The 21,775-nt window shown below is 72.6% G+C and carries 20 protein-coding genes and 1 riboswitch; of the genes, 15 read left to right on the top strand and 5 right to left on the bottom strand.

The features are described from left to right. Positions 1–27: 27 nt before the first annotated feature. Positions 28–2,373, bottom strand: coding sequence for a chitinase C-terminal domain-containing protein (locus AMK18_RS22985; RefSeq protein WP_073864309.1), 2,346 nt, complete (start codon positions 2,371–2,373; stop codon positions 28–30). 275 nt (positions 2,374–2,648) lie between these two features. Next, positions 2,649–2,779, top strand: a riboswitch (FMN riboswitch). 155 nt (positions 2,780–2,934) lie between these two features. Between AMK18_RS22985 and ribD the strand changes: the two genes are divergently transcribed. From ribD to AMK18_RS22935, 10 genes are all read left to right on the top strand, one after another. After that, a complete protein-coding gene (gene ribD / locus AMK18_RS22980) occupies positions 2,935–4,035 on the top strand; it encodes a bifunctional diaminohydroxyphosphoribosylaminopyrimidine deaminase/5-amino-6-(5-phosphoribosylamino)uracil reductase RibD (protein WP_073864307.1) in 1,101 nt (366 codons plus the stop codon). Then, complete coding sequence (locus tag AMK18_RS22975; protein WP_073864305.1) at positions 4,036–4,653, top strand: riboflavin synthase; 618 nt, start codon at positions 4,036–4,038, stop codon at positions 4,651–4,653. Next, positions 4,650–5,294 (top strand): nicotinamide mononucleotide transporter family protein, encoded by a 645-nt coding sequence (locus AMK18_RS22970; protein ID WP_018103934.1) that lies wholly within the window; start codon positions 4,650–4,652, stop codon positions 5,292–5,294. Before AMK18_RS22975 ends, AMK18_RS22970 begins: the two co-directional genes overlap by 4 nt. After that, positions 5,291–6,589, top strand: coding sequence for a bifunctional 3,4-dihydroxy-2-butanone-4-phosphate synthase/GTP cyclohydrolase II (locus tag AMK18_RS22965; RefSeq protein ID WP_073864303.1), 1,299 nt, complete (start codon positions 5,291–5,293; stop codon positions 6,587–6,589). Before AMK18_RS22970 ends, AMK18_RS22965 begins: the two co-directional genes overlap by 4 nt. Before the next feature lie 29 nt (positions 6,590–6,618). Next, complete coding sequence (ribH, locus tag AMK18_RS22960; RefSeq protein WP_018524272.1) at positions 6,619–7,104, top strand: 6,7-dimethyl-8-ribityllumazine synthase; 486 nt, start codon at positions 6,619–6,621, stop codon at positions 7,102–7,104. 34 nt (positions 7,105–7,138) lie between these two features. Continuing rightward, positions 7,139–7,411 (top strand): phosphoribosyl-ATP diphosphatase, encoded by a 273-nt coding sequence (locus AMK18_RS22955; protein WP_018103937.1) that lies wholly within the window; start codon positions 7,139–7,141, stop codon positions 7,409–7,411. A 63-nt stretch (positions 7,412–7,474) separates the two neighbouring features. After that, complete coding sequence (hisG, locus tag AMK18_RS22950; RefSeq protein ID WP_073864302.1) at positions 7,475–8,323, top strand: ATP phosphoribosyltransferase; 849 nt, start codon at positions 7,475–7,477, stop codon at positions 8,321–8,323. 25 nt (positions 8,324–8,348) lie between these two features. Beyond that, positions 8,349–8,813 (top strand): PH domain-containing protein, encoded by a 465-nt coding sequence (locus AMK18_RS22945; protein ID WP_073864300.1) that lies wholly within the window; start codon positions 8,349–8,351, stop codon positions 8,811–8,813. Positions 8,814–8,999: 186 nt separating this feature from the next. Continuing rightward, positions 9,000–10,361: a hemolysin family protein gene (locus AMK18_RS22940; protein WP_073864298.1), complete on the top strand. Its 1,362-nt coding sequence runs from the start codon at positions 9,000–9,002 to the stop codon at positions 10,359–10,361. Next, positions 10,358–11,455, top strand: coding sequence for a hemolysin family protein (locus AMK18_RS22935; RefSeq protein ID WP_018103941.1), 1,098 nt, complete (start codon positions 10,358–10,360; stop codon positions 11,453–11,455). The genes AMK18_RS22940 and AMK18_RS22935 overlap by 4 nt, the downstream gene beginning before the upstream one ends. Positions 11,456–11,503: 48 nt before the next feature. Here AMK18_RS22935 and AMK18_RS22930 read toward each other — a convergent pair whose 3' ends face one another. Further along, positions 11,504–13,393: an AAA family ATPase gene (locus tag AMK18_RS22930; protein ID WP_198957064.1), complete on the bottom strand. Its 1,890-nt coding sequence runs from the start codon at positions 13,391–13,393 to the stop codon at positions 11,504–11,506. Positions 13,394–13,782: 389 nt separating this feature from the next. Further along, positions 13,783–14,367, bottom strand: a complete 585-nt coding sequence (locus AMK18_RS22925; protein WP_073864294.1) for a uridine kinase family protein — start codon at positions 14,365–14,367, stop codon at positions 13,783–13,785. A gap of 192 nt (positions 14,368–14,559) precedes the next feature. Here AMK18_RS22925 and AMK18_RS22920 point away from each other — a divergent pair, with 192 nt between their 5' ends. Together AMK18_RS22920 and AMK18_RS22915 are read left to right on the top strand one after the other, a co-directional pair. Next, positions 14,560–15,912, top strand: coding sequence for a peptidase C39 family protein (locus AMK18_RS22920; protein WP_073864293.1), 1,353 nt, complete (start codon positions 14,560–14,562; stop codon positions 15,910–15,912). Between the two features lie 25 nt (positions 15,913–15,937). After that, positions 15,938–16,987 (top strand): glucose 1-dehydrogenase, encoded by a 1,050-nt coding sequence (locus AMK18_RS22915; RefSeq protein ID WP_073864291.1) that lies wholly within the window; start codon positions 15,938–15,940, stop codon positions 16,985–16,987. Between the two features lie 32 nt (positions 16,988–17,019). Here the strand turns inward: AMK18_RS22915 and AMK18_RS22910 are convergent, their stop codons facing one another. Beyond that, positions 17,020–17,670, bottom strand: coding sequence for a TetR/AcrR family transcriptional regulator C-terminal domain-containing protein (locus tag AMK18_RS22910; RefSeq protein ID WP_073864289.1), 651 nt, complete (start codon positions 17,668–17,670; stop codon positions 17,020–17,022). Positions 17,671–17,742: 72 nt separating this feature from the next. Here AMK18_RS22910 and AMK18_RS22905 point away from each other — a divergent pair, with 72 nt between their 5' ends. Then, a complete protein-coding gene (locus tag AMK18_RS22905) occupies positions 17,743–19,155 on the top strand; it encodes an FAD-dependent oxidoreductase (RefSeq protein ID WP_073864287.1) in 1,413 nt (470 codons plus the stop codon). A 22-nt stretch (positions 19,156–19,177) separates the two neighbouring features. On the opposite strand, the gene AMK18_RS22900 is transcribed toward AMK18_RS22905, so the two are convergent. Continuing rightward, complete coding sequence (locus AMK18_RS22900; RefSeq protein WP_073864286.1) at positions 19,178–19,642, bottom strand: MSMEG_6728 family protein; 465 nt, start codon at positions 19,640–19,642, stop codon at positions 19,178–19,180. 147 nt (positions 19,643–19,789) lie between these two features. On the opposite strand from AMK18_RS22900, the gene AMK18_RS22895 reads away from it, so the two are divergent. Both AMK18_RS22895 and wecB read left to right on the top strand, forming a co-directional pair. Beyond that, positions 19,790–20,476 carry a response regulator transcription factor gene (locus tag AMK18_RS22895; protein ID WP_073864284.1) on the top strand — a complete coding sequence of 229 codons (687 nt, stop codon included), beginning with the start codon at positions 19,790–19,792 and terminating at the stop codon, positions 20,474–20,476. Positions 20,477–20,597: 121 nt separating this feature from the next. Then, positions 20,598–21,731 (top strand): non-hydrolyzing UDP-N-acetylglucosamine 2-epimerase, encoded by a 1,134-nt coding sequence (gene wecB, locus AMK18_RS22890; protein ID WP_073864282.1) that lies wholly within the window; start codon positions 20,598–20,600, stop codon positions 21,729–21,731. Positions 21,732–21,775 lie beyond the last annotated feature (44 nt).

The raw sequence follows: 21,775 nt of genomic DNA, 5'->3' as shown, positions 1-21,775 counted from the left end.
TCGCCGGACGGGCTCGACGGGCGGGGTTCAGCAGGCGCCGAGGTCCTGCCAGACGCCCCATTCACCGGTGGAGCCGGGCTTCTCGCCCTTCGTCCACCACTTCGCCTTCCACTGGTGGCCGTCCTGGCTCACCGTCGTACCGGCGCCGTACTCCGCGCTCGCGCTCCACGCCGCCGCCGCGCAGGTGCCGCCCGACGGGTCGGGGCTCGGGCCGGTGGAGCCGGACGGGTCGGGCGTCGGGGTCGAGCCCGTGCCCGGCTGGACCACGGTCGTGCCCCGGGCCAGGTCCGCCGCCAGCGCGTAGGACTTCCCGCCGAAGGTCACCGTCCAGTTGGACGGCGTGGACGTCGGCAGGTAGTACACGAAGTCGACCTGGACCGACGCGCCGGGCGCCAGGCTCTGCCAGGACGGCAGCTTCAGCGAGACGCGGTTGTAGTCGCCCTTCAGCCCGCCGACGTTGTTCGCGGCGGTGTGATCACTGCGCACGATCGTCGTGCCGAAGCCCGACTGGTCCTTGGCGTTGGCGGGCGCCGAGGTGGAGTAGTCGAACTGGAACTCCGTACCGCCGGGCAGCGTCGCCTCGGTGTTGTTGGTGATCGTCAGCTTGGGGCTGATCGGGTAGTTGGAGTCGCCCAGCGGGAACTGGCCGAACGACACGTCGATGTCCAGCGCCTGGGTGGGCAGGTCGATCGTGGAGCGCTTCGCCCCGTACGGCGCCGCCGTCTTGAAGGTGTCGTACATGGTCGAGGTGAGCGTGGAGCCGGGCTCGTACTGCCCCTTGGCCGCGTTCCAGCCGTAGTCCCCGGCCAGCTCCCAGATCATCGTGCCGCCGATGCCCTTGTCGGCCACGTAGTCCGCCTTGGCCTGCACGGACTGCTCGTCCTCGGTGGAGAGGAAGACCTTCTTGTCGGCGTTCCACAGCCACGGCGCGACGAGCGTCGAGTCGTAGTTGCGGACGTAGGTGCCGGTCAGCTTCGTGTCCGCGGGGAATCCGTAATCCGTGACGTAGTCGCCGACGATGCCCTTCTCCAGGTTCTTCGCGTGCCACATCGGGTTGGACCCGGCGGGCGACTCCTTGCCGTTGGTGTCCAGGTCGTGCCAGAGGTTGTCGATGCCGACGGCACCGTCACCGCACTTGGTCAGCCCCGCTCCGGCCGGGCAGTCGGTCGAAGCCGCCTTGCCCCACAGGCCGTTGGTGCCGCCCTGCACGTTCTTGAAGCCGCGGGTGTAGTACGGCAGGCCGATGTTGATCCGGCCGGACGGCATCGAACCGCGGAAGTAGTGGTAGGCCCAGTCCGTGTTGAGGTAGCCGGTGCCGCCGTACTGCGAGGTCGAGTAGACGCTCGCCTGGGCGAGCTCCGCGTCCTTGCCGTCGTCGTAGAGCGCGGCGTTGGGGCCGACGTACTCGTTCCAGGCGCCGTGCAGGTCGTACGACATGATGTTGACGTAGTCCAGGTACTTCTGGACCTGGAACGTCTCCATGCCGCGCAGCAGGTAGCCCGACGAGGGGGCGGCGACGCTGAGCAGGTAGTGGTGGCCGTCGGCGGCGGAGGCCCGGTCCAGCTTCTCGCGCAGGGTCTTCATCAGCGCGGCGTAGCCCTTGACCAGACCGGCGCGGCGGGCGTTGGACAGCGTCCAGTCCAGCGGGTTGCCCGCGTCCTTCATGGTCGTCGGGTACTCGTAGTCGATGTCGACGCCGTTGAAGCCGTACTTCCGGATGAAGTCGACCGCCGAGTCGGCGAAGGTGTCGATCCCGGCCTGGTTGACCGAGCCGTCGGCGTTGGTGGCCATGGAGTAGAAGCCGCCCGAGCCGACCCGCTCGCCGTCGTCGCCGAAGTAGCCGCCGGTCTCGGCCCAGCCGCCGACGGAGACCATCGTCTTCACGTTCGGGTACTGCTTCTTGAACTTGCTGAGCAGGTTGAAATGGCCCTTGTAGGGGAGGTCCGGGTCCATCTCGGCGCCCTTGACGCCCGGCCAGGTCATCCCGGTGGAGGCGTTTTCCGGCCCATCCGCGCCCACGGAGAGCTTGTTGGCCCCGTCGATGTGGGCGAAGGCGTAGTTGAGGTGGGTGACCTTGTCCCAGGGGATGTCGGAGGCCAGGTAGGCGGGCTTGCCGTCCTTGCCGGTCCGCCAGTTGGTGAAGTAGCCGATGACGCGCCGGGGGTGGTCGGCGCCCATCTTCTCGCGGCCCTCGGAGTCGTACACGGAGCAGTAGGGGACGGAGACGCCCGGCGTCTCGTAGAGCCCGTCGGGGCGACAGGACTCCTGGTCGGCGGCCTGCGAAGGCGTCGCGGCGAGCGAGCCGATCAGCAGCGCGGCGATGCCTGCGCCGGCGGCGAGGAGCGTGGCTCTCGCACGGGTGGGGGACAGCACGTTCGGTTCCTCCTGGGGAGGTCGGCAGAACACAACTGAACAAGGGGGTGGGTCGTGCCTGGTCCCGGGCGTGCGCACACCGCGGAACCGCTCCTCGGAGGTGACGCAGAGATTAAGAGGACTAGACCAGTGCGTCAATAGGTCTGGACCAATCGCGATAGATTCCTGTACGGATGTCCGAAAGAGTTCTTGTCACGTGCTGTCTGTGAGCCACTCCACAGCGTTCACCCGGTTGGCCCCTGCCGGGTCGTGGCACACTGATCGTGTACCAGCAGCAGCGCACTCCGGGGTCGGTGCAATTCCGAACCGGCGGTTACAGTCCGCGACCCGTCCGCATCCAGCGGCCGGTTGACCAGGTGAAATTCCTGGACCGACGGTTAAAGTCCGGATGGGAGGCAGTGCGCGGCGGGCCGTTTCGCGGGTACGCCGCCGTCGGCGGAGGTTCCGGATCACCGGATTCCTCCGTGTTTTCCGGCTTGAGGCGTCCCTGTCGTGCGTTCCGCTTCTTCTGTCGTCATCGACAGGCCCCGGAGTCCGTGCCCGAAGAGGCAGGAGGACCCGGTGGACACCGCAGCCGACATCACCGCCATGCGCCGAGCCATCACGCTCGCCGCCCGCGGCCTCGGCTCCACCAGCCCCAACCCGGTCGTGGGATGCGTCGTCCTCGACGCCGCCGGCGCGACCGCGGGCGAGGGCTTCCACCAGCGCGCCGGAGGCCCGCACGCCGAGATCCACGCCCTGCGCGCGGCCGGCGACCGGGCCCGGGGCGGCACCGCCTACGTCACCCTCGAACCCTGTAACCACACCGGTCGCACCGGCCCCTGCGCCCAGGCGCTCATCGAGGCCGGGATCGCCCGTGTCGTGTACGCGGTCGGCGACCCGAACCCGCAGGCCACCGGCGGCGCCGACACGCTCCGCGCCGCCGGAGTCCGGGCCGAGGCGGGCCTCCTCGCCGACGAGGCCGAGGCGGGCAACGCGGCCTGGCTCACCTCCGTCCGCCGGGGCCGCCCGCACGTCACCTGGAAGTACGCGGCCAGTCTCGACGGCCGGGTCGCCGCCGCCGACGGGACCAGCCGCTGGATCAGCTCCGCCGAGTCCCGCGCCGACGTGCACCGGCTGCGCGCCGAGGCCGACGCGGTCCTCGTCGGCTCCGGCACCGCCCGCGCCGACGACCCCCAGCTCGGGGTGCGCGGCGTCGACGGCGCGGTCCAGCCCCTGCGCGTCGTCATGGACACCCGCGCCACCGCCGTACGGCCCGGCGCCCGGGTCCTCGACGCCACCGCGCCCACCCTGGTCGCGGTCGCCGAGGACGCGGAGACCGGCCACCTGCCCGACGAGGTGGTCCTGCGCCTGCCCCGCGCGGCCGAGGGGCCCGGGCTCGATCCCGCCGCCCTGCTCGCCGCCCTCCACGAGCGCGGTGTCCGCTCCGTACTCCTCGAAGGGGGCCCGGTCCTCGCCGGTGCCTTCGTCGCCGCGGGACTCGTCGACAAGGTCGTCGGCTATCTCGCCCCCGTCCTCATCGGCGCGGGCCCCGCCGCCCTCGCCGACGCCGGAATCTCCACGCTCACCGAGGCGTTGCGCCTCGACGTGACGGAGACCGTCCGCATCGGCCCCGATCTGCGCGTCACCGCCGTCCCCGGCCCCGCCCGGAAGGAAAACTGAATGTTCACCGGAATCGTCGAAGAACTGGGCGAGGTCACCGCCGTCGAGCAACTGGACGACGCCTCCCGCTTCCGCCTGCGCGGACCCGTCGTCACCGAGGGCGCCAAGCACGGGGACTCCATCGCCGTGAACGGCGTCTGCCTGACCGTCGTGGACCTCGGCGAGCACGAGTTCACCGCCGACGTGATGGCCGAGACGCTGAACCGCTCCAGCCTCGGCGCCCTGACGACCGGCTCCCGCGTCAACCTCGAACGCCCCATGGCGCTCGGAGGGCGGCTCGGCGGCCACATCGTCCAGGGCCACGTCGACGGCACCGGCCGCATCCTGGAGCGGCGGCCCTCCGAGAACTGGGAGATCGTCAAGATCTCGCTCCCGGACGCCCTCACCCGGTACGTGGTGGAGAAGGGCTCGATCACCGTCGACGGCGTCAGCCTGACCGTGGTGGACGCCGCGCCGGACTACTTCACCATCAGCCTCATCCCCACCACCCTCGCGCTGACCACCCTCGGCATCAAGGGGCCCGGCGACCCGGTCAACCTCGAAGTGGACGTCATCGCGAAGTACGTCGAGCGGCTGCTCGGCCACGGCACGCCGGAGACCGGGGAGGAGGCGAAGTGAGCGCCCTGCACTGGCTGAACTCCGAGGCGTTCACCGTCCTCGACCAGCACATCATCTGGTCCGACATGATCGGCAACACCGTCGGCCTGATCGCCCTCGCGCTCGGCTGGCTGCGCTCGATATGGACCTGGCCCGCCCAGCTCCTGTCCGGCGTCGTGCTGGTCGCCGCCAACGTCTCCGTCCAGCAGGCGGGCAGCGTCGGCAAGCAGGTCATCGTCATCGCGGTCGCCGTCTGGGGCTGGCAGCAGTGGACCCGGGGCCGTCAGCAGGCCCAGGACGGTTCCATCGCGGTCCGGTTCGCCACCTGGCGCGAACGCGGCTACCTGGTCGGCGGGGCGGCCCTCGGCACCCTCGCGGTCGGCGGCCTGTTCACCGCCTTCCCCTCGCTCTCCTGGAGCCCCTGGGCGGACGCCTACATCTTCGCGGGCACGCTGGTCGCGATGCTCGCCCAGGCGCGCGGCATGGTCGAGTTCTGGTTCGCCTGGCTCCTGGTCGACCTCGTCGGCGTCCCGCTGAACTTCCACAGCGGGCTCGCCTTCTCCGGTCTCATCTACGTCGTCTACGGCGCCCTCGTCCTGTGGGGCATGCGCGACTGGTGGCTGCGTACGCGGACACCCGCTCTGGAAGGAGCCACGGCATGACTGCCCAGCCCACCTGGTTGCACCGGGAACACGAAGTGCCCGTCGAGGACCTGGCCCTGGACCCCGTCGAGCAGGCCATCCGCGACATCGCGGCGGGCCGCCCCGTCGTGGTCGTGGACGACGAGGACCGCGAGAACGAGGGCGACCTCGTCATCGCCGCGGAGAAGGCCACGCCCGAGATCGTCGCGTTCATGATGAGCGAGTGCCGTGGACTGATCTGCGCGCCCATGGAGAGCGACGAGCTGGAACGGCTCGAACTGCCCCAGATGGTGGACCACAACACCGAGTCGATGAAGACCGCCTTCACCGTCTCCGTCGACGCCACGGCCGCCCACGGCGTCTCCACCGGCATCTCCGCCGCCGACCGCGCCACCACGCTCCGGCTGCTCGCCGACGGGGTGGCCGGACCCGGCGACTTCGTCCGCCCCGGCCACGTCTTCCCGCTGCGCGCCCGCTCCGGCGGGGTCCTCGTGCGCAACGGCCACACCGAGGCCGCCGTCGACCTGGCCCGGCTCGCCGGGCTCCGGCCCGCCGGGGCGATCGTCGAGATCGCGGGCGAGGACGGGGTCATGCTCCGGCTGCCCCAGTTGGTGCCGTTCGCCCGCAAGCACGGCCTCACGATCATCTCCATCGAGGACCTGATCGCGTACCGCCGCAGCAACGAGCCCACCGTCCGCCGCGAGGCCGAGGTCCGGCTCCCCACCCGCTTCGGCGCGTTCACCGCGTACGGCTACCGCTCCACCGTGGACGGCGTCGAACACGTCGCGCTGGTCCACGGCGACATCGGGGACGGCGAGGACGTCCTGGTCCGGGTCCACTCCGAGTGCCTGACCGGCGACATCTTCGCCTCCGAGCGCTGCGACTGCGGCCCCCAGCTGCACGCGTCCATGGAGCGGATCACGGACGAGGGACGCGGTGTCGTCGTCTATCTCCGCGGCCACGAGGGCCGGGGCATCGGCCTGCTCTCCAAGCTCCGCGCGTACGAGCTCCAGGAGCGCGGCGTCGACACGCTCGACGCCAACCTGGAGCTCGGCCTGCCCGCCGACGCCCGGGACTACGCGGCGGGCGCGCAGATCCTCGCGGACCTCGGCGTGCGCAGCCTCCGCCTGATGACGAACAACCCGGACAAGACCGCCGCGCTCACCCGGCACGGCCTGACCGTCACCGGGCGCGAGCCGATGCCCGTCCAGGCCGGCGAGCACAACCTGCGGTACCTGCGCACCAAGCGCGACCGCATGGGACACGACCTGCCCTGGCTCGACGCGGTCCCCGCGTCCGCCTGCGGCAACCAGTAGCACACCCGTACAGAGAACCCAGGAGAGACATGAGCGGCAAGGGCGCACCCGAACTGTCCGTACGCAACTGCGGTGACCTGCGTGTGGCGGTCGTAGCCGCGCAGTGGCACGAGAAGGTCATGGACGGCCTGGTCGACGGCGCCCTGCGCGCCCTGCACGAGCTGGGCATCGACGAGCCCACCCTGCTGCGGGTCCCGGGCAGCTTCGAGCTCCCCGTCGTGGCGAAGGTGCTGGCCGGGCGCGGGTACGACGCGATCGTCGCCCTCGGCGTGATCATCCGCGGCGGCACCCCGCACTTCGAATACGTGTCCCACGGCGTCACCAACGGCCTGACCCAGGTCGCCGTGGACACCGGAGTCCCGGTCGGCTTCGGTGTCCTCACCTGCGACACCGAGGAGCAGGCGCTCGACCGCGCGGGCATCGAAGGGTCCAACGAGGACAAGGGGCACGAAGCGGTCACCGCCGCAGTCGCCACCGCCGCCACACTGCGCTCGGTCAGCGAACCCTGGCGCTGAGTGCGGGCGCGGCACCCCGTATTCTGAGCACATCATGGCGAACAAAACCTTCGAAGAGCTCTTCGCCGAGCTGCAGCTCAAGGCCGCCAACGGCGACCCCTCCACCTCCCGCACCGCCGAACTGGTGGAGAAGGGGGTCCATGCCATCGGCAAGAAGGTCGTCGAGGAGGCCGCCGAAGTCTGGATGGCCGCCGAGCACGAGAGCAAGGACGCCGCCGCCGAGGAGATCTCGCAGCTGCTGTACCACGTCCAGGTGATGATGGTCGCGCGCGGGATCTCCCTGGACGACGTCTACGCCCACCTCTGAGCCAGGCCCCGAACCCTCCCGTACGTCATCCCGCCACCCCTTTCGCAAAGGAAACCCGACCTCATGCTGCGCATCGCCGTCCCCAACAAGGGTGCTATCTCCGGGCCTGCGATGGCGATGCTCCATGAGGCGGGCTACAAGCAGCGCAAGGAGTCGAAGGAACTCGTCCTGGTGGACCCGGCCAACGAGGTCGAGTTCTTCTACCTGCGCCCCCGCGACATCGCGATCTACGTCAGCTCGGGCCGCCTCGACATCGGCATCACCGGCCGCGACCTGCTGCTGGACTCCGGTGCCGAGGCCGAGGAGATCCTCCAGCTCGGCTTCGCCCGCTCCACCTTCCGCTACGCCACCAAGCCCGGGACCGTCGCGGGCCCCGAGGGCTTCGACGGCCTGACGATCGCCACCTCCTACGAGGGCATCGTCGCCAAGCACCTCGCCGAGGCCGGGGTCAACGCCTCCGTCGTCCACCTCGACGGCGCCGTCGAGACCGCGATCGAACTCGGCGTCGCCCAGGTCATCGCGGACGTCGTGGAGACCGGCACCAGCCTGCGCAACGCGGGCCTCGACGTCATCGGCGAGCCCATCATGACCTCCGAGGCCGTCGTCATCCGGCGCACCGGCGCCCCCGCCGACGAGCCCAAGGTCCAGCAGTTCCTGCGCCGCCTCCAGGGCGTCCTGGTGGCCCGCAGCTACGTGATGATGGACTACGACTGCCGCGTCGAGCACCTGGAGCGCGCCGTCGCCCTCACCCCGGGCCTGGAGTCGCCGACCATCTCCCCGCTGCACCACGAGGGCTGGGTCGCCGTCCGCTCCATGGTCGCCGCCGCCGAGGCGCAGCGGATCATGGACGACCTGTACGACCTCGGCGCCCGCGCCATCCTCACCACCGCGATCCACGCCTGCCGTCTCTGACGGCGGGGGACGGAAGAAGAGCACGATGTCAGCCCCCGCACCGCCGCCCGGCCCGCCGGCCCTGCCGGTCACCTTCCGGCCGACCCGTACTCGGGTGGTCCTGCTGACCGTCGGCGCGGTGATGTTCGCCGTCATCACCGTCGTCGCCTTCACCCTCGAACAGCTCAGCGGGGGAGAGCGGGTCAGCTTCGTCTTCACCGCGCTGCTCTTCTTCGGCGTCCTGGCGCTGCTCAGCCGTCCCAAGGTCGTCGCGGACGAGGAGGGCGTGACGGTGGTCAACCTCACGCGCAGCCGCCGTCTCTCCTGGGCCGAGATCGTCCGCGTCAACCTGCGGGTCGGCGACCCGTGGGTCTTCCTCGACCTCAGCGACGGCACCAGCATGCCCGCCCTCGGCATCCAGCCCGGCATCGCCAAAAAGCGCGCCATCCAGGACGCCCGGGCCCTGCGCGCCCTCGCCGAGAACCACGGCACCGGCACGGACAACGGCTGAGCCCCTTGCCCCGTACGGCCTCCCGTTGATTACTCTGGAGGGCGGTGGCGCCCCGTGCGCGCCCCGCCCCGCCCGAAGGCCCCTGCGGCCGGCGGGGATTTTCCTGCGACCCGAGGAGTGACTCCCTCCAGCAATGGACGGATCGTCCGGTAGTACCTGCGCCGCCCCCTCCGCGGAGGCGGCGGCATGACAACCCCCCTCTTGCTGCTCAGCGCGGCATTCCTTCTCATCCTCGCCAACGGCTTCTTCGTGGCGGCCGAATTCGGTCTCGTCACCGTGGAACGCGCGGACGCCGAGCGCGCCGCCGCCGAGGGCGACCGGCGGGCCCGCACCGTCACCGACGCCCTGCGCGAGCTCTCCTTCCAGCTCTCCGGCACCCAGCTCGGCATCACCATCACCTCCCTGGTGGTCGGCATGCTCGCCGAACCGGCGCTCGCCCAGCTGCTGGACGGACCCTTCGCCCTGACCGGGCTGCCCGACGGCGCCGTGCCCACCGTCAGCGTGGTCACCGGCATGCTGCTCGCGGCGGCCGTCCAGATGGTCATCGGCGAGCTCGTCCCGAAGAACTGGGCGGTCTCCCGCCCGCTGACCGTCGCCCGGTTCGTCGCCGGACCGCAGGCCCGCTTCACCCGGCTCTTCCGGCCGGTGATCGGCGCCCTGAACACCGCGGCCAACCGTCTCGTACGCCTGCTCGGCGTCGAGCCCACCGAGGAGCTGGCCTCCGCCCGCACCCCGGGCGAGCTGGTCTCCCTCGCCCGGCACTCCGCCGAGGCGGGCACCCTCGAACAGGACACCGCCGACCTCTTCGTACGGACCCTGTCGCTCGCCGGGCTCACCGCCCAGCACGTCATGACCCCGCGCGTGAAGGTCAGCGCCCTGCAGACCTCCGCCACCGCGGAGGACGTCCTCAACCTCACCCGCGCCACCGGCCTGTCCCGCTTCCCCGTCTACCGGGAACGCATCGACGAGGTCGTCGGCATGATCCACCTCAAGGACGCCCTGGCCGTCCCGGCCCCCGACCGGCTGCGCACCACGGCCGGCCGGATCGCCGTGCCGCCGCTCCTGGTCCCCGAGACGCTGCCCGTCGAACAGCTCCTCCAGCGCCTCCGCAAGGAGCAGCCGATCGCCGTCGTGGTGGACGAGTACGGCGGCACCGCCGGGGTCGTCACCCTGGAGGACATCATCGAGGAGCTGGTCGGCGAGGTCCGCGACGAGCACGACGCGGAGGGCGCCGACCGCCCCGAGCTGGCCCCCGCCCCGCCCGAGGACGGCAGCCCCGCCTGGGACGCCGAGGGCAGCTGCCGGGTCCTCACCCTGCGCCGCATAGGACTCGACGTGCCCGACGGCCCGTACGAGACGGTCGCCGGGCTCGTCGCCGATCTGCTGGGCCGCATCCCCGCCCCCGGCGACCGGGCCGAGCTCCCCGGCTGGCGGATCGCGGTCCGCCAGGTCGGCCACTACCGGGCCGAGAAGGTCCGCTTCGTCCGGGTGGCGGCCGCCGCCGGTGCGGACGCCTCGGAGCCGGCGGTCCTGGAGGCGGCGCGATGAGCCTCGTCCAGCTGGTCTTCGCCGGACTCCTGGTCCTCGCGAACGGTTTCTTCGTCGGCGCGGAGTTCTCGCTCGTCTCCGTCCGCCGCAGCCAGATCGACCCCCTCGCCGCCGCCGGTTCCGGCCGCGCCCGCCAGGTGCTGTACGGCCTGGAGAACCTGCCGCAGATGATGGCGGCGGCCCAGTTCGGCATCACCGTCTGCTCCCTGACCCTCGGAGCCGTCGCCGAACCCACCGTCGCCCACCTCCTGGAGCCGGTGTTCGCCGCCGTGCACCTGCCCGAGGGGCTGATCCACCCCCTCGGCTACGTCCTCGCGCTCGTCCTCGTCGTCTTCCTCCACCTCGTCATCGGCGAGATGGTCCCGAAGAACCTGGCGATGGCCGCGCCCGAGAAGACCGCGCTCTGGCTGAGCCCCGGCCTCGTCGGCTTCGCCCGCCTCTGCCGCCCGGTCACGGCGGCGCTCGGCGCCTGCGCCCGGCTGGTGCTCCGCCTCTTCGGCGTCGAACCGAAGGACGAGGTGGAAGCCGTCTTCACGAGCGAGCAGCTCAACCGCCTCGTGGAGGACTCCGGGCAGGCCGGCCTCATCGAGCCCGAGGCGCAGGAACGCCTGGAGGACGCCCTGGAGCTGGGCAGCCGCCCCGTCACCGACGTCCTGCTGCGCCGGGCGTCCCTGGTGACCGTGGACCCGTCGGTCACCCCGCGCCGCATCGAGGAGCTGACGGTCCGCACGGGCTTCTCGCGCTTCCCGGTCTGCGCCGAGGGCGGCGGCCCCTTCATGGGCTACCTGCACGTCAAGGACGTCCTCGACCTGGAGGACGGCGACCGCGCGGTGCCGCAGCAGCTGTGGCGCCCGATGGCCACCGTCCGGGCCGAACTCCCGCTGGACGACGCCCTCACCGTGATGCGCCGCGCCGCCACGCACCTCGCCCAGGTCGCGGACGCCTCCGGCCGGGTGCTCGGCCTGGTCGCGATGGAGGACGTCCTGGAGACGCTGGTCGGCGAGGTCCGCGACCCGGCGCACCGGGTGGCGGAGCCGCGCCGCACGGAGGAGCGGACGACGGACCCGGACGGAGCGGGCGCCCTGGTGGGCTGAGGCGGGCTCCGGCCGCCGGAGGGTTTCCGGCGGCCGGAGCGCCGTTCCTCACAGGCCCGGCGGCTCCTGCTGCCCCCGGCCCACCGGTCCGCGCCCCGACAGGACCTCGCCGTACGCCTGCATCAGGTCGGGCAGCCGCAGCGTGGCCAGGTCGTCCCGGGTGGGCAGGGTCGTACAGCCGGAGAGCCGGAGGTCGCGGTAGGCGCAGCTCTTCTCGTACAGCGTCCGCAGGAAGCGGCCGTTGCCCAGCTCGTCCAGCCAGCCCTGGTCCACCACATGGCCGCTGATCGAGCGCAGCTCGTCCAGCGACTCCTCGTCCCACACGTCGCCGTTCTCGGCGGCCAGCACCTCGCCGATCGCGGTGAGTTCGAGGGGCCGGTAGCTCGGGAAGTCCACCCGGGTCGTGAAGCGCGAGGAGAGCCCGGGGTTGGTGGACAGCAGCCGGTCCATGCCCTCCGGATAGCCGGCCAGGATGACGACCAGGTGGTCCCGGTTGTCCTCCGCCCGCTTGAGCAGCACCTGAAGCGCCTCGTCGCCGTACGCGTCGCCCTTGCTGTACCCGGTGTTGGACAGGCTGTACGCCTCGTCCACGAACAGCACCCCGCCCAGCGCCGAATCGATCAGCTCGTTCGCCTTCACGGCGGTCTGGCCCAGGAACTCGCCGACCAGGTCCGCCCGTTGCGCCTCCACGAGGTGGTCGCCGCCGAGCAGCCCCAGCGCGTAGAAGACCCGGCCCAGGATGCGGGCCACGGTCGTCTTGCCGGTGCCGGACGGTCCGGAGAACACGAAATGCCGCTTCGGCGGCTGTACGGGCAGCCCCTGGTTCGCCCGGAGGCGCGCCATGTTGAGCTGCGCCGAGAGGGCCTTGACCTGGCGCTTCACCGGTTCCAGACCGACCATCCGCTCCAGCTCGGCCAGCGCCTCGGCCAGCAGCGCCGGGTCGCTGGGCCCGGCCGGGAACGGCTGCGGCGCCCGGGACTTCGCCCGCACCCCGCCGGGCATTGGGGCGCCCCCGGCACCGGGCACGTCCTGCGGTTCACCGCCGGGCGGCAGCTCCCGCCCGTCCGCCTGGTCGGCGCCCGGCGGCGGGGCGCCCTCCGCGTAGAGCGCGTCCGCCTCCACCCCGGTCAGGGAGACGGACGCGAGCCCCGGCACGTCCTCGGAGCCGTCGAGTCCGTCGTAGTCCGCGATGGCCGCGAGGCGCGCGGAGGTGTCCATGAAGGCCGGGTCGATGCGGTGCACGGCGCGGTAGAGGGGGAGGGCGGCGGCGCTGCGGCCGGTGCCCTCGTGGGCGCGGGCCAGCCAGTAGCGCAGCTCCTTGCGCTGCGGCTGCTCGCTGCGGCACCGCATCAGGGCCGTCGCGAGCATCGGCTCCGCCTGCCCGTACATCTCGAGGCGGACCCGGGCCATCCCGCCGAACAGCCCCGCCTCGATGCCCAGCAGGGGGTCCTCGATCAGCTGCTCGGTGTGGCGCACGAGCTGTTCCCAGTCCTTGACCAGGTAGGAACGGCAGGCGTGCAGGAAGCGGACCTGGGGGTCGGTCTCCACCGGCGGCAGGGCGGCCAGCGCCCGGTCCAGCTCGGCGACATGGCGGCCGTCCAGCCAGTGCGAGGCGTGCGCGAGCAGCAGGTCGCGCGGGCTCTCCAGCACCGGCTGCACCCACCAGCCCAGCCAGTACCAGGAGTTGAGCGTGCGCCGGTAGCGGGTGCGCTGCTCGCCGAAGCGGTCGCGGTGGCGGTGCATGTGCAGCAGCGCCGACGCGGTGTCGACGCGCAGCGCGTGCAGTCCGAGCCAGGCGTCCGCCATGCCGGGGTCCTGGCCCACGGCCGCCCGGAACTCCTCCTCGGCCTGCGGATACGCGCCCATCGTGTAGGCGTCCACGCCCCGCAGCCAGGCGAGGTCGGCCGGGGCCTGCGCGCCCTGCGTACCGAAGTCCATCAGGTCCCCCACAAACGTGCCCCCAGGATGTCCCGCCCGAAAGCCCGCCGAGGCGCGCCGAATCGCTGTGCCGTGGACGGGAATTGACCGCACCGAGAGGCATCGTACCTGTGCGGTGCGTATCCGACGAAGGGTGCCGCGGGCCGAAGAGGAGCCGTGACCCAGGGTGAGGAAGAGGGCGCCGGAAGGGCGCCGGGAGCACAGAACGAAGCCCCCGGTCACGGGGGAACAACCGGGGGCTTCGTGTCTGCGGGGGCTCCGAAAAGCCGCACATTGAGAACGTAAGACCTGTACCGCCCCCGGGTCAAGCGGAGTTGAGGTACTTCCGAGTCGTTTTCCGGCGGCGCGAGAGGGCGGTGCGAGCCGGTCACACCGGGTGACGGAACGGTTCAGCGCCGCTGCCGCAAGGGTCCCTCCAGCCACGCGTACCCCTCGGGCAACTGCCGTACCAGAGCGTCCGCCCAGGGGCGCGACGGGTCGGCCGCGAAGTGAGCGGTCTCGGCCGCCGTCCAGCCGTCCCAGAAGGAGCGCAGCGCCGGTCCGTCGCGCCGTCGGCCGCGCGCCCAGGACTCCTCGGCGGGCAGGTCCATCCACAACAGCCGCGCCAGCAGGGGCCGGAGGGTGCTGCGGCCCGCGCCGACGCCCTCGATCAGGACGACGGGCGCGGGCTCCAGGGTCCTGACCGGCCCGAAGGCCCGTGCCGTCCAGTCGTACGGCGCGTAGCGCGCGGGTGCGCCGCGCGACAGTGGCCCCGTCACCTGCTCGCGCAGCCGGCCGGTCCAGGCGAACAGCTCCTCGTGCGTGGCCAGATCGTCCAGGTGCAGCACGGGCGCCCCGCCGAGCGCCGCCGCGAGCCGTCCGGCGAAGGTGCTCTTGCCCGATCCCGCGTGCCCGTCGACGGCGACCAGCCGCACCGGTCCGCAGGACGGCGGGAGGGCGGAGAGCCGCGCGGCATGGAGCGCGAGATCGTTCATGCGCCCAGCCTACGAGCCGGGGCGCGCGGTAGCCCGTTCGGCCCAGCCGCAGGTCACGCCAGTGGTGCAGACCAATATTGGTTGATCGGCACGGGTCGAATCGCTGGCCGAACCGGGACGCGACCCGCGATAGTTGGCCCACTGTCGTGCACCGCAGCCCCATTCCGCAGACGACGACCGGGGGTCTCGCCCATGCCCAGTCCCACCTCACGCCGCACCGTGCTCGCCGCCGCCATCGTGGCGGCCGCCGGTGCCGGAACGCTCTCGTCCGCCGCCTCCGCGGCGGCGGCCCCGCGCCGCGCCCGGCCCGCGCCGCCCTCCGTGGACCACCACGCCTGGACCACGTACACCGACTGGCGCTGCGGCGACCGTGCCGGGACCCGCGCGGTCGCCGGCCGCCGTGCCGGTCTGGTCATCGCCCACCCGCTGGGCAGCACGGACTACACCGACCCGCACACCGGGACCACCGCCGCCTGGGAGTACGCGACCTGGACCTCGCCCGTCCACCGCTCCCGCGTCCCCGCGACCGAGGTGATCGCCTCCTGGAACGCGGAGACCCCGGCCGGCACCTGGATCCAGGTCGAGCTGTGCGGCCGCTACTCGGACGGCACCGAGACCCCGTGGTACGTGATGGGCCGCTGGGCCGCCGGTGACGCGGACATCCGCCGCACCTCGGTGGACGACCAGAGCGACGGCAAGAGCTCCATCTGGACGGACACCTTCTCGGTGGACGACGTGGCGAGCGGCCTGCGCCTGTTCACGTACCGCCTCCGGCTGACCCTGTACCGCACCCCCGGCAGCCGCCTCACGCCGACGGTGTGGCGGGTGGGCGCGATGGCCTCGGACATCCCGGACCGCTTCACGGTGCCCGCGAGCACCCCGGGGCTGGTCCGCGAGCTGCCGGTGCCGCGCTACTCGCAGAACGTCCACGTCGGCCAGTACCCGGAGTACGACAACGGCGGTGAGGCGTGGTGCAGCCCCACCTCCTCGCAGATGATCATCGAGTACTGGGGCCGCAAGCCCTCCGCCGCCGACCTGGCCTGGGTGGAGCCCGGCATACAGGATCCCTCGGTCTGCCACGCCGCCCGCTTCACGTACGACAACCAGTACGAGGGCTGCGGCAACTGGCCGTTCAACGCCGCCTACGCGGCCACGTACCCCGACATGAGCTCCGCCGTGACCCGGCTCGGCTCCCTCAACGACGTGGAGACGCTGGTCCGCGCGGGCATCCCCGTCATCACCTCCCAGTCCTTCCTCAAGGAGGAGCTGACCGGCGCGGGCTACGGCACCTCGGGCCACCTGATGACGGTCATCGGCTTCACCGCCGACGGCGACGTCATCGCCAACGACCCCGCGTCCCCGAACGACGACGCGGTCCGCCACGTCTACAAGCGCCACGAGTGGGAGACCATCTGGCTGCGGACGAAGCGGTACGACGCGAGCGGCAACGTCAAGAGCGGGACGGGCGGGGTCTGTTACGTCTACTGGCCGGCCCACCCGACCCCGGCGCAGCGGTCGGCGCTGCGGTCGTTCGGGCTGATCTGAGCCCGGCGCTCCGGGAAGGGGACCCATGCGTGCCGTGACCGTCCGGCCCTCGGCCGGCAACAGCCTTGAGGTCCGCGAGGTCCCCGACCCGGTGCCGGGTGCGGGGGAGCTCCTGGTCGACGGGATCTCCGTGGGGGTCTGCGGCACGGACCGGGAGATCCTGGCCGGTGCGCTCGGGGCGGCGCCGCGGGGCGAGGACCGGCTGGTCATCGGCCATGAGTCGCTGGGCCGGGTGCGGCAGGCGCCCGCGGGCAGCGGCTTCGCCGCCGGTGACCTGGTCGTGGGCGTCGTGCGGCGCCCCGATCCGGAACCGTGCGGCGCCTGCGCCCGGGGCGCGTTCGACATGTGCCGCAACGGGCGCTACACGGAGCGCGGGATCAAGGAACGGCACGGGTACGCCAGCCGGTTCTGGACCGTCGAGAGCGATTACGCGGTCCGGCTCGACCCGTCCCTGGAGCGCGTCGGCGTCCTGCTCGAACCGGCCACCGTGCTCGCCAAGGCGTGGGAGCAGGTCGAACGGATCGGCGCGCGCTCCTGGTTCGCGCCGGAGCGGGTCCTGGTCACCGGCGCCGGGCCGATCGGCCTGCTCGCCGCACTGCTGGGCGCGCAGCGCGGGCTCGACGTCCACGTCCTGGACCGGGTGACCTCGGGGCCGAAGCCCGGTCTGGTGGCCGCCCTGGGCGCCACGTACCACAGCGGCTCCATCGACGACGTCGCCTCCGCCCTCCGGCCCGACCTCGTGATCGAGGGGACGGGCGCCGGGGACGTGGTCCTGGGCGCGATGCGGGGGACCGCGAGCTACGGGATCGTCTGCTTGATCGGTGTGTCGCCCGAGGCCCACCGGCTGCCGGTGGCGGCGGGCGCGCTCAACAACGAGCTGGTGCGGGGAAACATCGCCGTGGTGGGCTCCGTCAACGCCGATCTGCGCCACTACCACGCGGGCGCCGAAGCCCTCCGCCGCGCCGATCCGGCCTGGCTGGAGCGGATGATCACCCGGCGGGTGCCGCTGCGGGACGCCGCCGACGCGTTCACGCCCCAGGAGGGTGACATCAAGGTCGTCATCGATCTCGACTGACGCCCGGGGCGTCCGGGGCGCCGCGCGCGCCGTCAGTCGACGCCGTAGGCCGCCGCGACGCCCGCGATCACCAGGTCGAGCGCTTCCTCGTAATGCCGCTCGTAGTCCGCGAAGATCTCCGCGCCCGCCGCGGCGGTCAGCGGGTAGGCGGCCAGCATCCGCGCGCGCTCGGCCACGTCGAAGCCCTCCCGGCGCAGGCCCGGCAGGGGCTCGACGCCCTGCTGCTCGATGACGAAGCCGAGCGTGAACATGTACGTCGTCGTGGCCGCCCGCACCGCCTGGGCCAGGGTGAACCCGGCGGCGGTGAGCAGTCGCAGGCTCTCCTCCATCTGCTCGGCGTGCACCGCGCCGGTGAAGCGCGAACCGCTGAACACCCGGGCGCCGTCCCGGTAGCCGAGCAGCGACGTCCGCAGCGCGTGGTTGGTCTTCCGCAGCCGCTCCCGCCAGGTGTCGCCCGGGTCGAGCGGGGTCCCGGCGACCATGCGCCGGTACATCTCCGTCGCCATCTCGTCCAGCAGCGCCTGCTTGTCCTTGAAGTGCCAGTACAGGGCGGGCGCCTTGACGTCCAGCTCCTTCGCGATGGCGCGCAGGGTCAGCCCGTCCAGGCCCACCTCGTTCAGCAGGCTCAACGCCGTGTCCGCGACCCGTCGGCGGTCGAGGGGGGCGCGTCGTTCGGTACTCACGCTTGACAGCTTAACGCCGTTAAGGACATCCTCGGAACCACCGAGCACTTAACAGCGTTAAGGAGAATCGTCATGGACGCGGATGTCGTGATCGTCGGCGCGGGCCCCACCGGTCTGGCCCTCGGAGTGGACCTGGCCCGGCGCGGCGTGCACGCGCTCGTCCTGGAACGCGCGGACGAGCTGTTCCCCGGCTCCCGGGGCAAGGGCCTCCAGCCCCGCACCATGGAGGTCTTCGACGACCTCGGGGTCATCGACGCGATCCACGCGGCGGGCGGCACCTACCCGGTCGGCATGGTCTGGCGCGACGGCGAGCGGGTCGGCGAGCACCACCTGTTCGACCCGGTCGAGCCGAGCGAGGACTCGCCGTACAACACACCGTGGATGGTGCCGCAGTGGCGCACCCAGGAGATCCTGGCCGCGCGGCTGGCCGAACTGGGCGGCGAGGTCGCCTCCGGCCGGGAGGCGGCCGGCCTCACGCAGGACGCGGAGGGCGTCACCGTGCGGCTCTCCGGCGGCGGTACGGTGCGCGGCCGCTATCTGGTCGCCGCCGACGGCGGCCGGTCCGCGGTGCGCCGCGCGCTGGGCATCGGGATGACGGGGGAGACCGTCGACCCGAACCCGATGCTGGTCGCGGACGTCCGGATCACCGGCCTGGACCGCGACAACTGGCACATCTTCCCGCCCCGCGACGGCGACGACCACCTCGCGATCTGGCCGCTGGCCGGCACCGAGGACTTCCAGGTGACCGCCCGGTTCGCGGAGGGCGCCGACGTCGACCTCACCCCGGACGGCATCCGCAAGGTCGTCGCCGAGCGCTCGCACCTCTCCGCCGAGGCCGTGACCGAGGTGCGCTGGGCCTCGGACTTCCGCCCCCGCGCCGCCCTGGCCGACCGCTTCCGGGCGGGCCGGGTCTTCCTCGCCGGGGACGCCGCGCATGTGCACTCCCCGGCGGGCGGCCAGGGCCTGAACACCAGCGTCCAGGACGCCTACAACCTGGGCTGGAAGCTGGGCGCGGTCCTGACGGGCGGCGCCCCGGCCGCGCTTCTGGACAGCTACGAGGAGGAGCGGCGCCCGGTCGCCGCCCAGATGCTCGACCTGTCCACCGGCGTCCACCGCGGCGAGGTCCGCCGAGGCGGTGCCACCCGCCAACTGGGCCTCGGATACCGCGAGTCGCCGCTCACCGAGGAGACGCGCGAGACGGTCCCGGAGGGCGCGCTCCGGGCCGGCGACCGCGCCCCCGACGGGACCGTGGACGGCGTACGGCTCTTCGACGCCTTCCGGGGTCCGCACTGGACGCTGCTCGCGCTCGGGACCGACGCACCCGCCGCCCCCGGCGGACCGGTCGCCCGGGTGGTGAGCGGGAGTGCGCCCGGCGCGTACGGCACCGGGCTCTTCCTCGTACGGCCGGACGGGTACATCGGCTGGACCGGCACCACACCGGACGGCCTCGACGCCTACCTGCGGCGGTTCGGCCCGACCGGCTGAGGGTGCTGAGGCCGCTGACGCCCTAGGCCCGGTCCGACGAAGGCCACACGTACGGCAGGTCGTCCGGCACATCGGGAAACCGGCCCCGGTAGTGCTCCGGGTCCTTGCGGACCAGCGCCGACTGATGGCTCCGGTGGAAATCCGGGTCCCCCAGCCACGGTGGAAGCTCCCCCTCCGCCGCCAGCTCGGGCTGCGGGCGGACCGGCGCGCCGTCCGTGTGGGCCCGGTAGTCGTGGACGAGGGTGCCGGCGCAGGTGTCGGCGCGCCCCTCGGCCGTCCAGACCGCGCAGACGTCGAGCCCGTACCGGACGAGCGCCTCCTCGTACCCGGCCCACATCCGCACCGCCGGATGCCTGCGCCACCCGTATCCCGGCACGGTCAGGCCGCGGAACACCTGCAGAGCCTCCACCCGCTGCTTGCCGAGCCGCCTGGCGTCCAGGACGGCGGCCGACTCCGTGAAGCCGGAGTAGGGGAGAAAGGTCTGCATACGCCCTGTCTACCCGCGCGGCGGCCGTTCCGCTTTCCGTGCGCGGTGGGCGGTGGACGGGCATTGCTGGTTCACTCGAAGTACGTGCCCGCCCGCGCCGCGCACGTGCCGGCGCGGGACGGACTGCCTGGAGGGCGACGGTCCGCGATGCCGAGACTCTTGATCGTGGAGGACGACCCGGCGTCGGCCCTGGCGTTGCGCGAGCTGCTCGCGGGGGACGGGTACGAGGTGCTGCACGCCGCCGACGGCCGGGACGCGCTGCGGCTGCTGTTCGAGGAGCGGCCGGCCCTGATGCTGCTCGATCTGGGAGTGCCCGGGCTGGACGGCTGGCGGGTGCTGGCCCGGACCCGGGACATGAGCGACCTCCCGGTCATCGTCCTCTCCGCCCGCGACGACCTCGCGGACCTGGTGCGCGGGCTGCGCGGCGGCGCCGACGACTACGTGGTCAAGCCGTTCCGGAACGAGGAGCTGCTGGCCCGGGTCGAGGCCCTGCTGCGCCGGTCCGGTGCGGGGCGGGTCGGGGACGAGGTGAGCAGCCACCTCAGGCTGCTCGCGGACCGCCGGACCGTCCTGTGGCACGGGGCCGAGGTCCGCCTCAGCGACATCGAGTACCGGCTGCTGCAATTGCTCGTACGCAACCGGGGCGCCGTCGTCACCACGGAAGTCCTGCTCGACCGGGTGTGGCACGACACGACCGCGCTCGGCCGGGACCGGGTGAAGTTCGCCGTGCTCCGGGTCCGCCGCAAGCTGACCTCGGCGGCCGGTGCCGGAGTGCCGGACCCGGTCGAGTCGGTGCGGGGCGTCGGCTACCGCTTCGTCGGCGGAGCCGAGTGAGTCCGCGGGAGGGCAGAACGACCCTGTCGTACGTCCCCGATGGCCGCCCCGCACCGGAAGCAACCGTTCGACAACGTTGTCGCAGCTGTTTTGGCAACCATGTTCATCAAGACTCGGGGGCATGGCTACTCTTCCTTCCCACAGCGTCGCCGTCGTCCTCGGCACCCGCCCCGAGCTGGTCAAACTCGCCGAGCTGATCCGGGTGCTCGGGCCCGCCGCCCGGGTCGTGCACACCGGCCAGCACTACGACGGGGGCCTGTCCGGAGGCTTCCTCGAAGAGTTCGGGCTGCCCGAGCCACGCTTCCTCACCGGTGTCGGCGGGCGGCCCAGGGCGGTGCAGGTCGGCGCCGCGCTCACCGGTCTCGACCAGCGGTTCGCGGCCGACCCGCCGCGCGCGGTCGTCGTCCAGGGCGACACCAACGCCGCCCTCTCCGGCGCCCTCGCCGCCAACGCCCGCTCGCTGCCGCTCGTCCACGTCGAGGCGGGGCTGCGCAGCCACGACCGGAACATGCCCGAGGAACACAACCGGGTCCTCATCGACCGGCTGGCGGACGTGCTGTGCGCCGCCACCCCCGACAACCGCGCCCACCTCATCGAGGAGGGGATCGACACGGACCGCATCGCCGTCACCGGCAACACCGTGGTCGAGGCGGTCCACGACCATCTGCCGCCGCCGGACGAGCGGTCCCGCCTCCTCGCCGACCACGGGCTCGACGCGGACGGCTACGTCCTGGCCACCGTGCACCGCCCGGAGAACACCGACGACCCAGCCGTGCTGGCCGTCGTGCTCGGCGAACTCGCGGGCCTCGCCAAGCGGCTGCCGGTCGTCATGCCCCTGCACCCGCGTACCCGGGCCCGTATCGAGGAGGCGGGACTGTGGCCGCTGCTCGACCCGGTCACCGTCGTGCCGCCGACGGGCTACGGCACCTTCCTGGCCCTCGCCCGGCACGCGGCGCTGATCATCTCCGACTCGGGCGGCATCCAGGAGGAGGCCACCGTCCTCGGCCGGCCGCTCGTCGTCGTCCGCCGGTCCACCGAACGGCCCGAATCCCTCACCGACTTCGCGGACCTCGTGGAGCCCGGCCTCGGTATCGAGACCGCCGCGCGCCGCAGGCTCGCCGAGGGTCCGGACGGCCTGCGGCGGCTCGCCGGACTGCCCAGCCCGTACGGCGACGGCGGCGCCTCGCGCCGGATCGCCGGTCTCACCGCGGACGTGGCGCTGCCGGGCGGTGTGCCCGGCCCGGTGCCCGTCTGAGCCCCGGAGCGTCCGCCACCGCCCGCCGCCTCCCAGGAGCGTCC

The organism is Streptomyces sp. CB01249, from assembly GCF_001905735.1.
Lineage (GTDB): Bacteria > Actinomycetota > Actinomycetes > Streptomycetales > Streptomycetaceae > Streptomyces.
Note: the sequence above shows the minus strand (reverse complement) of the source record. Positions and strands in the feature narration are given on the sequence as shown.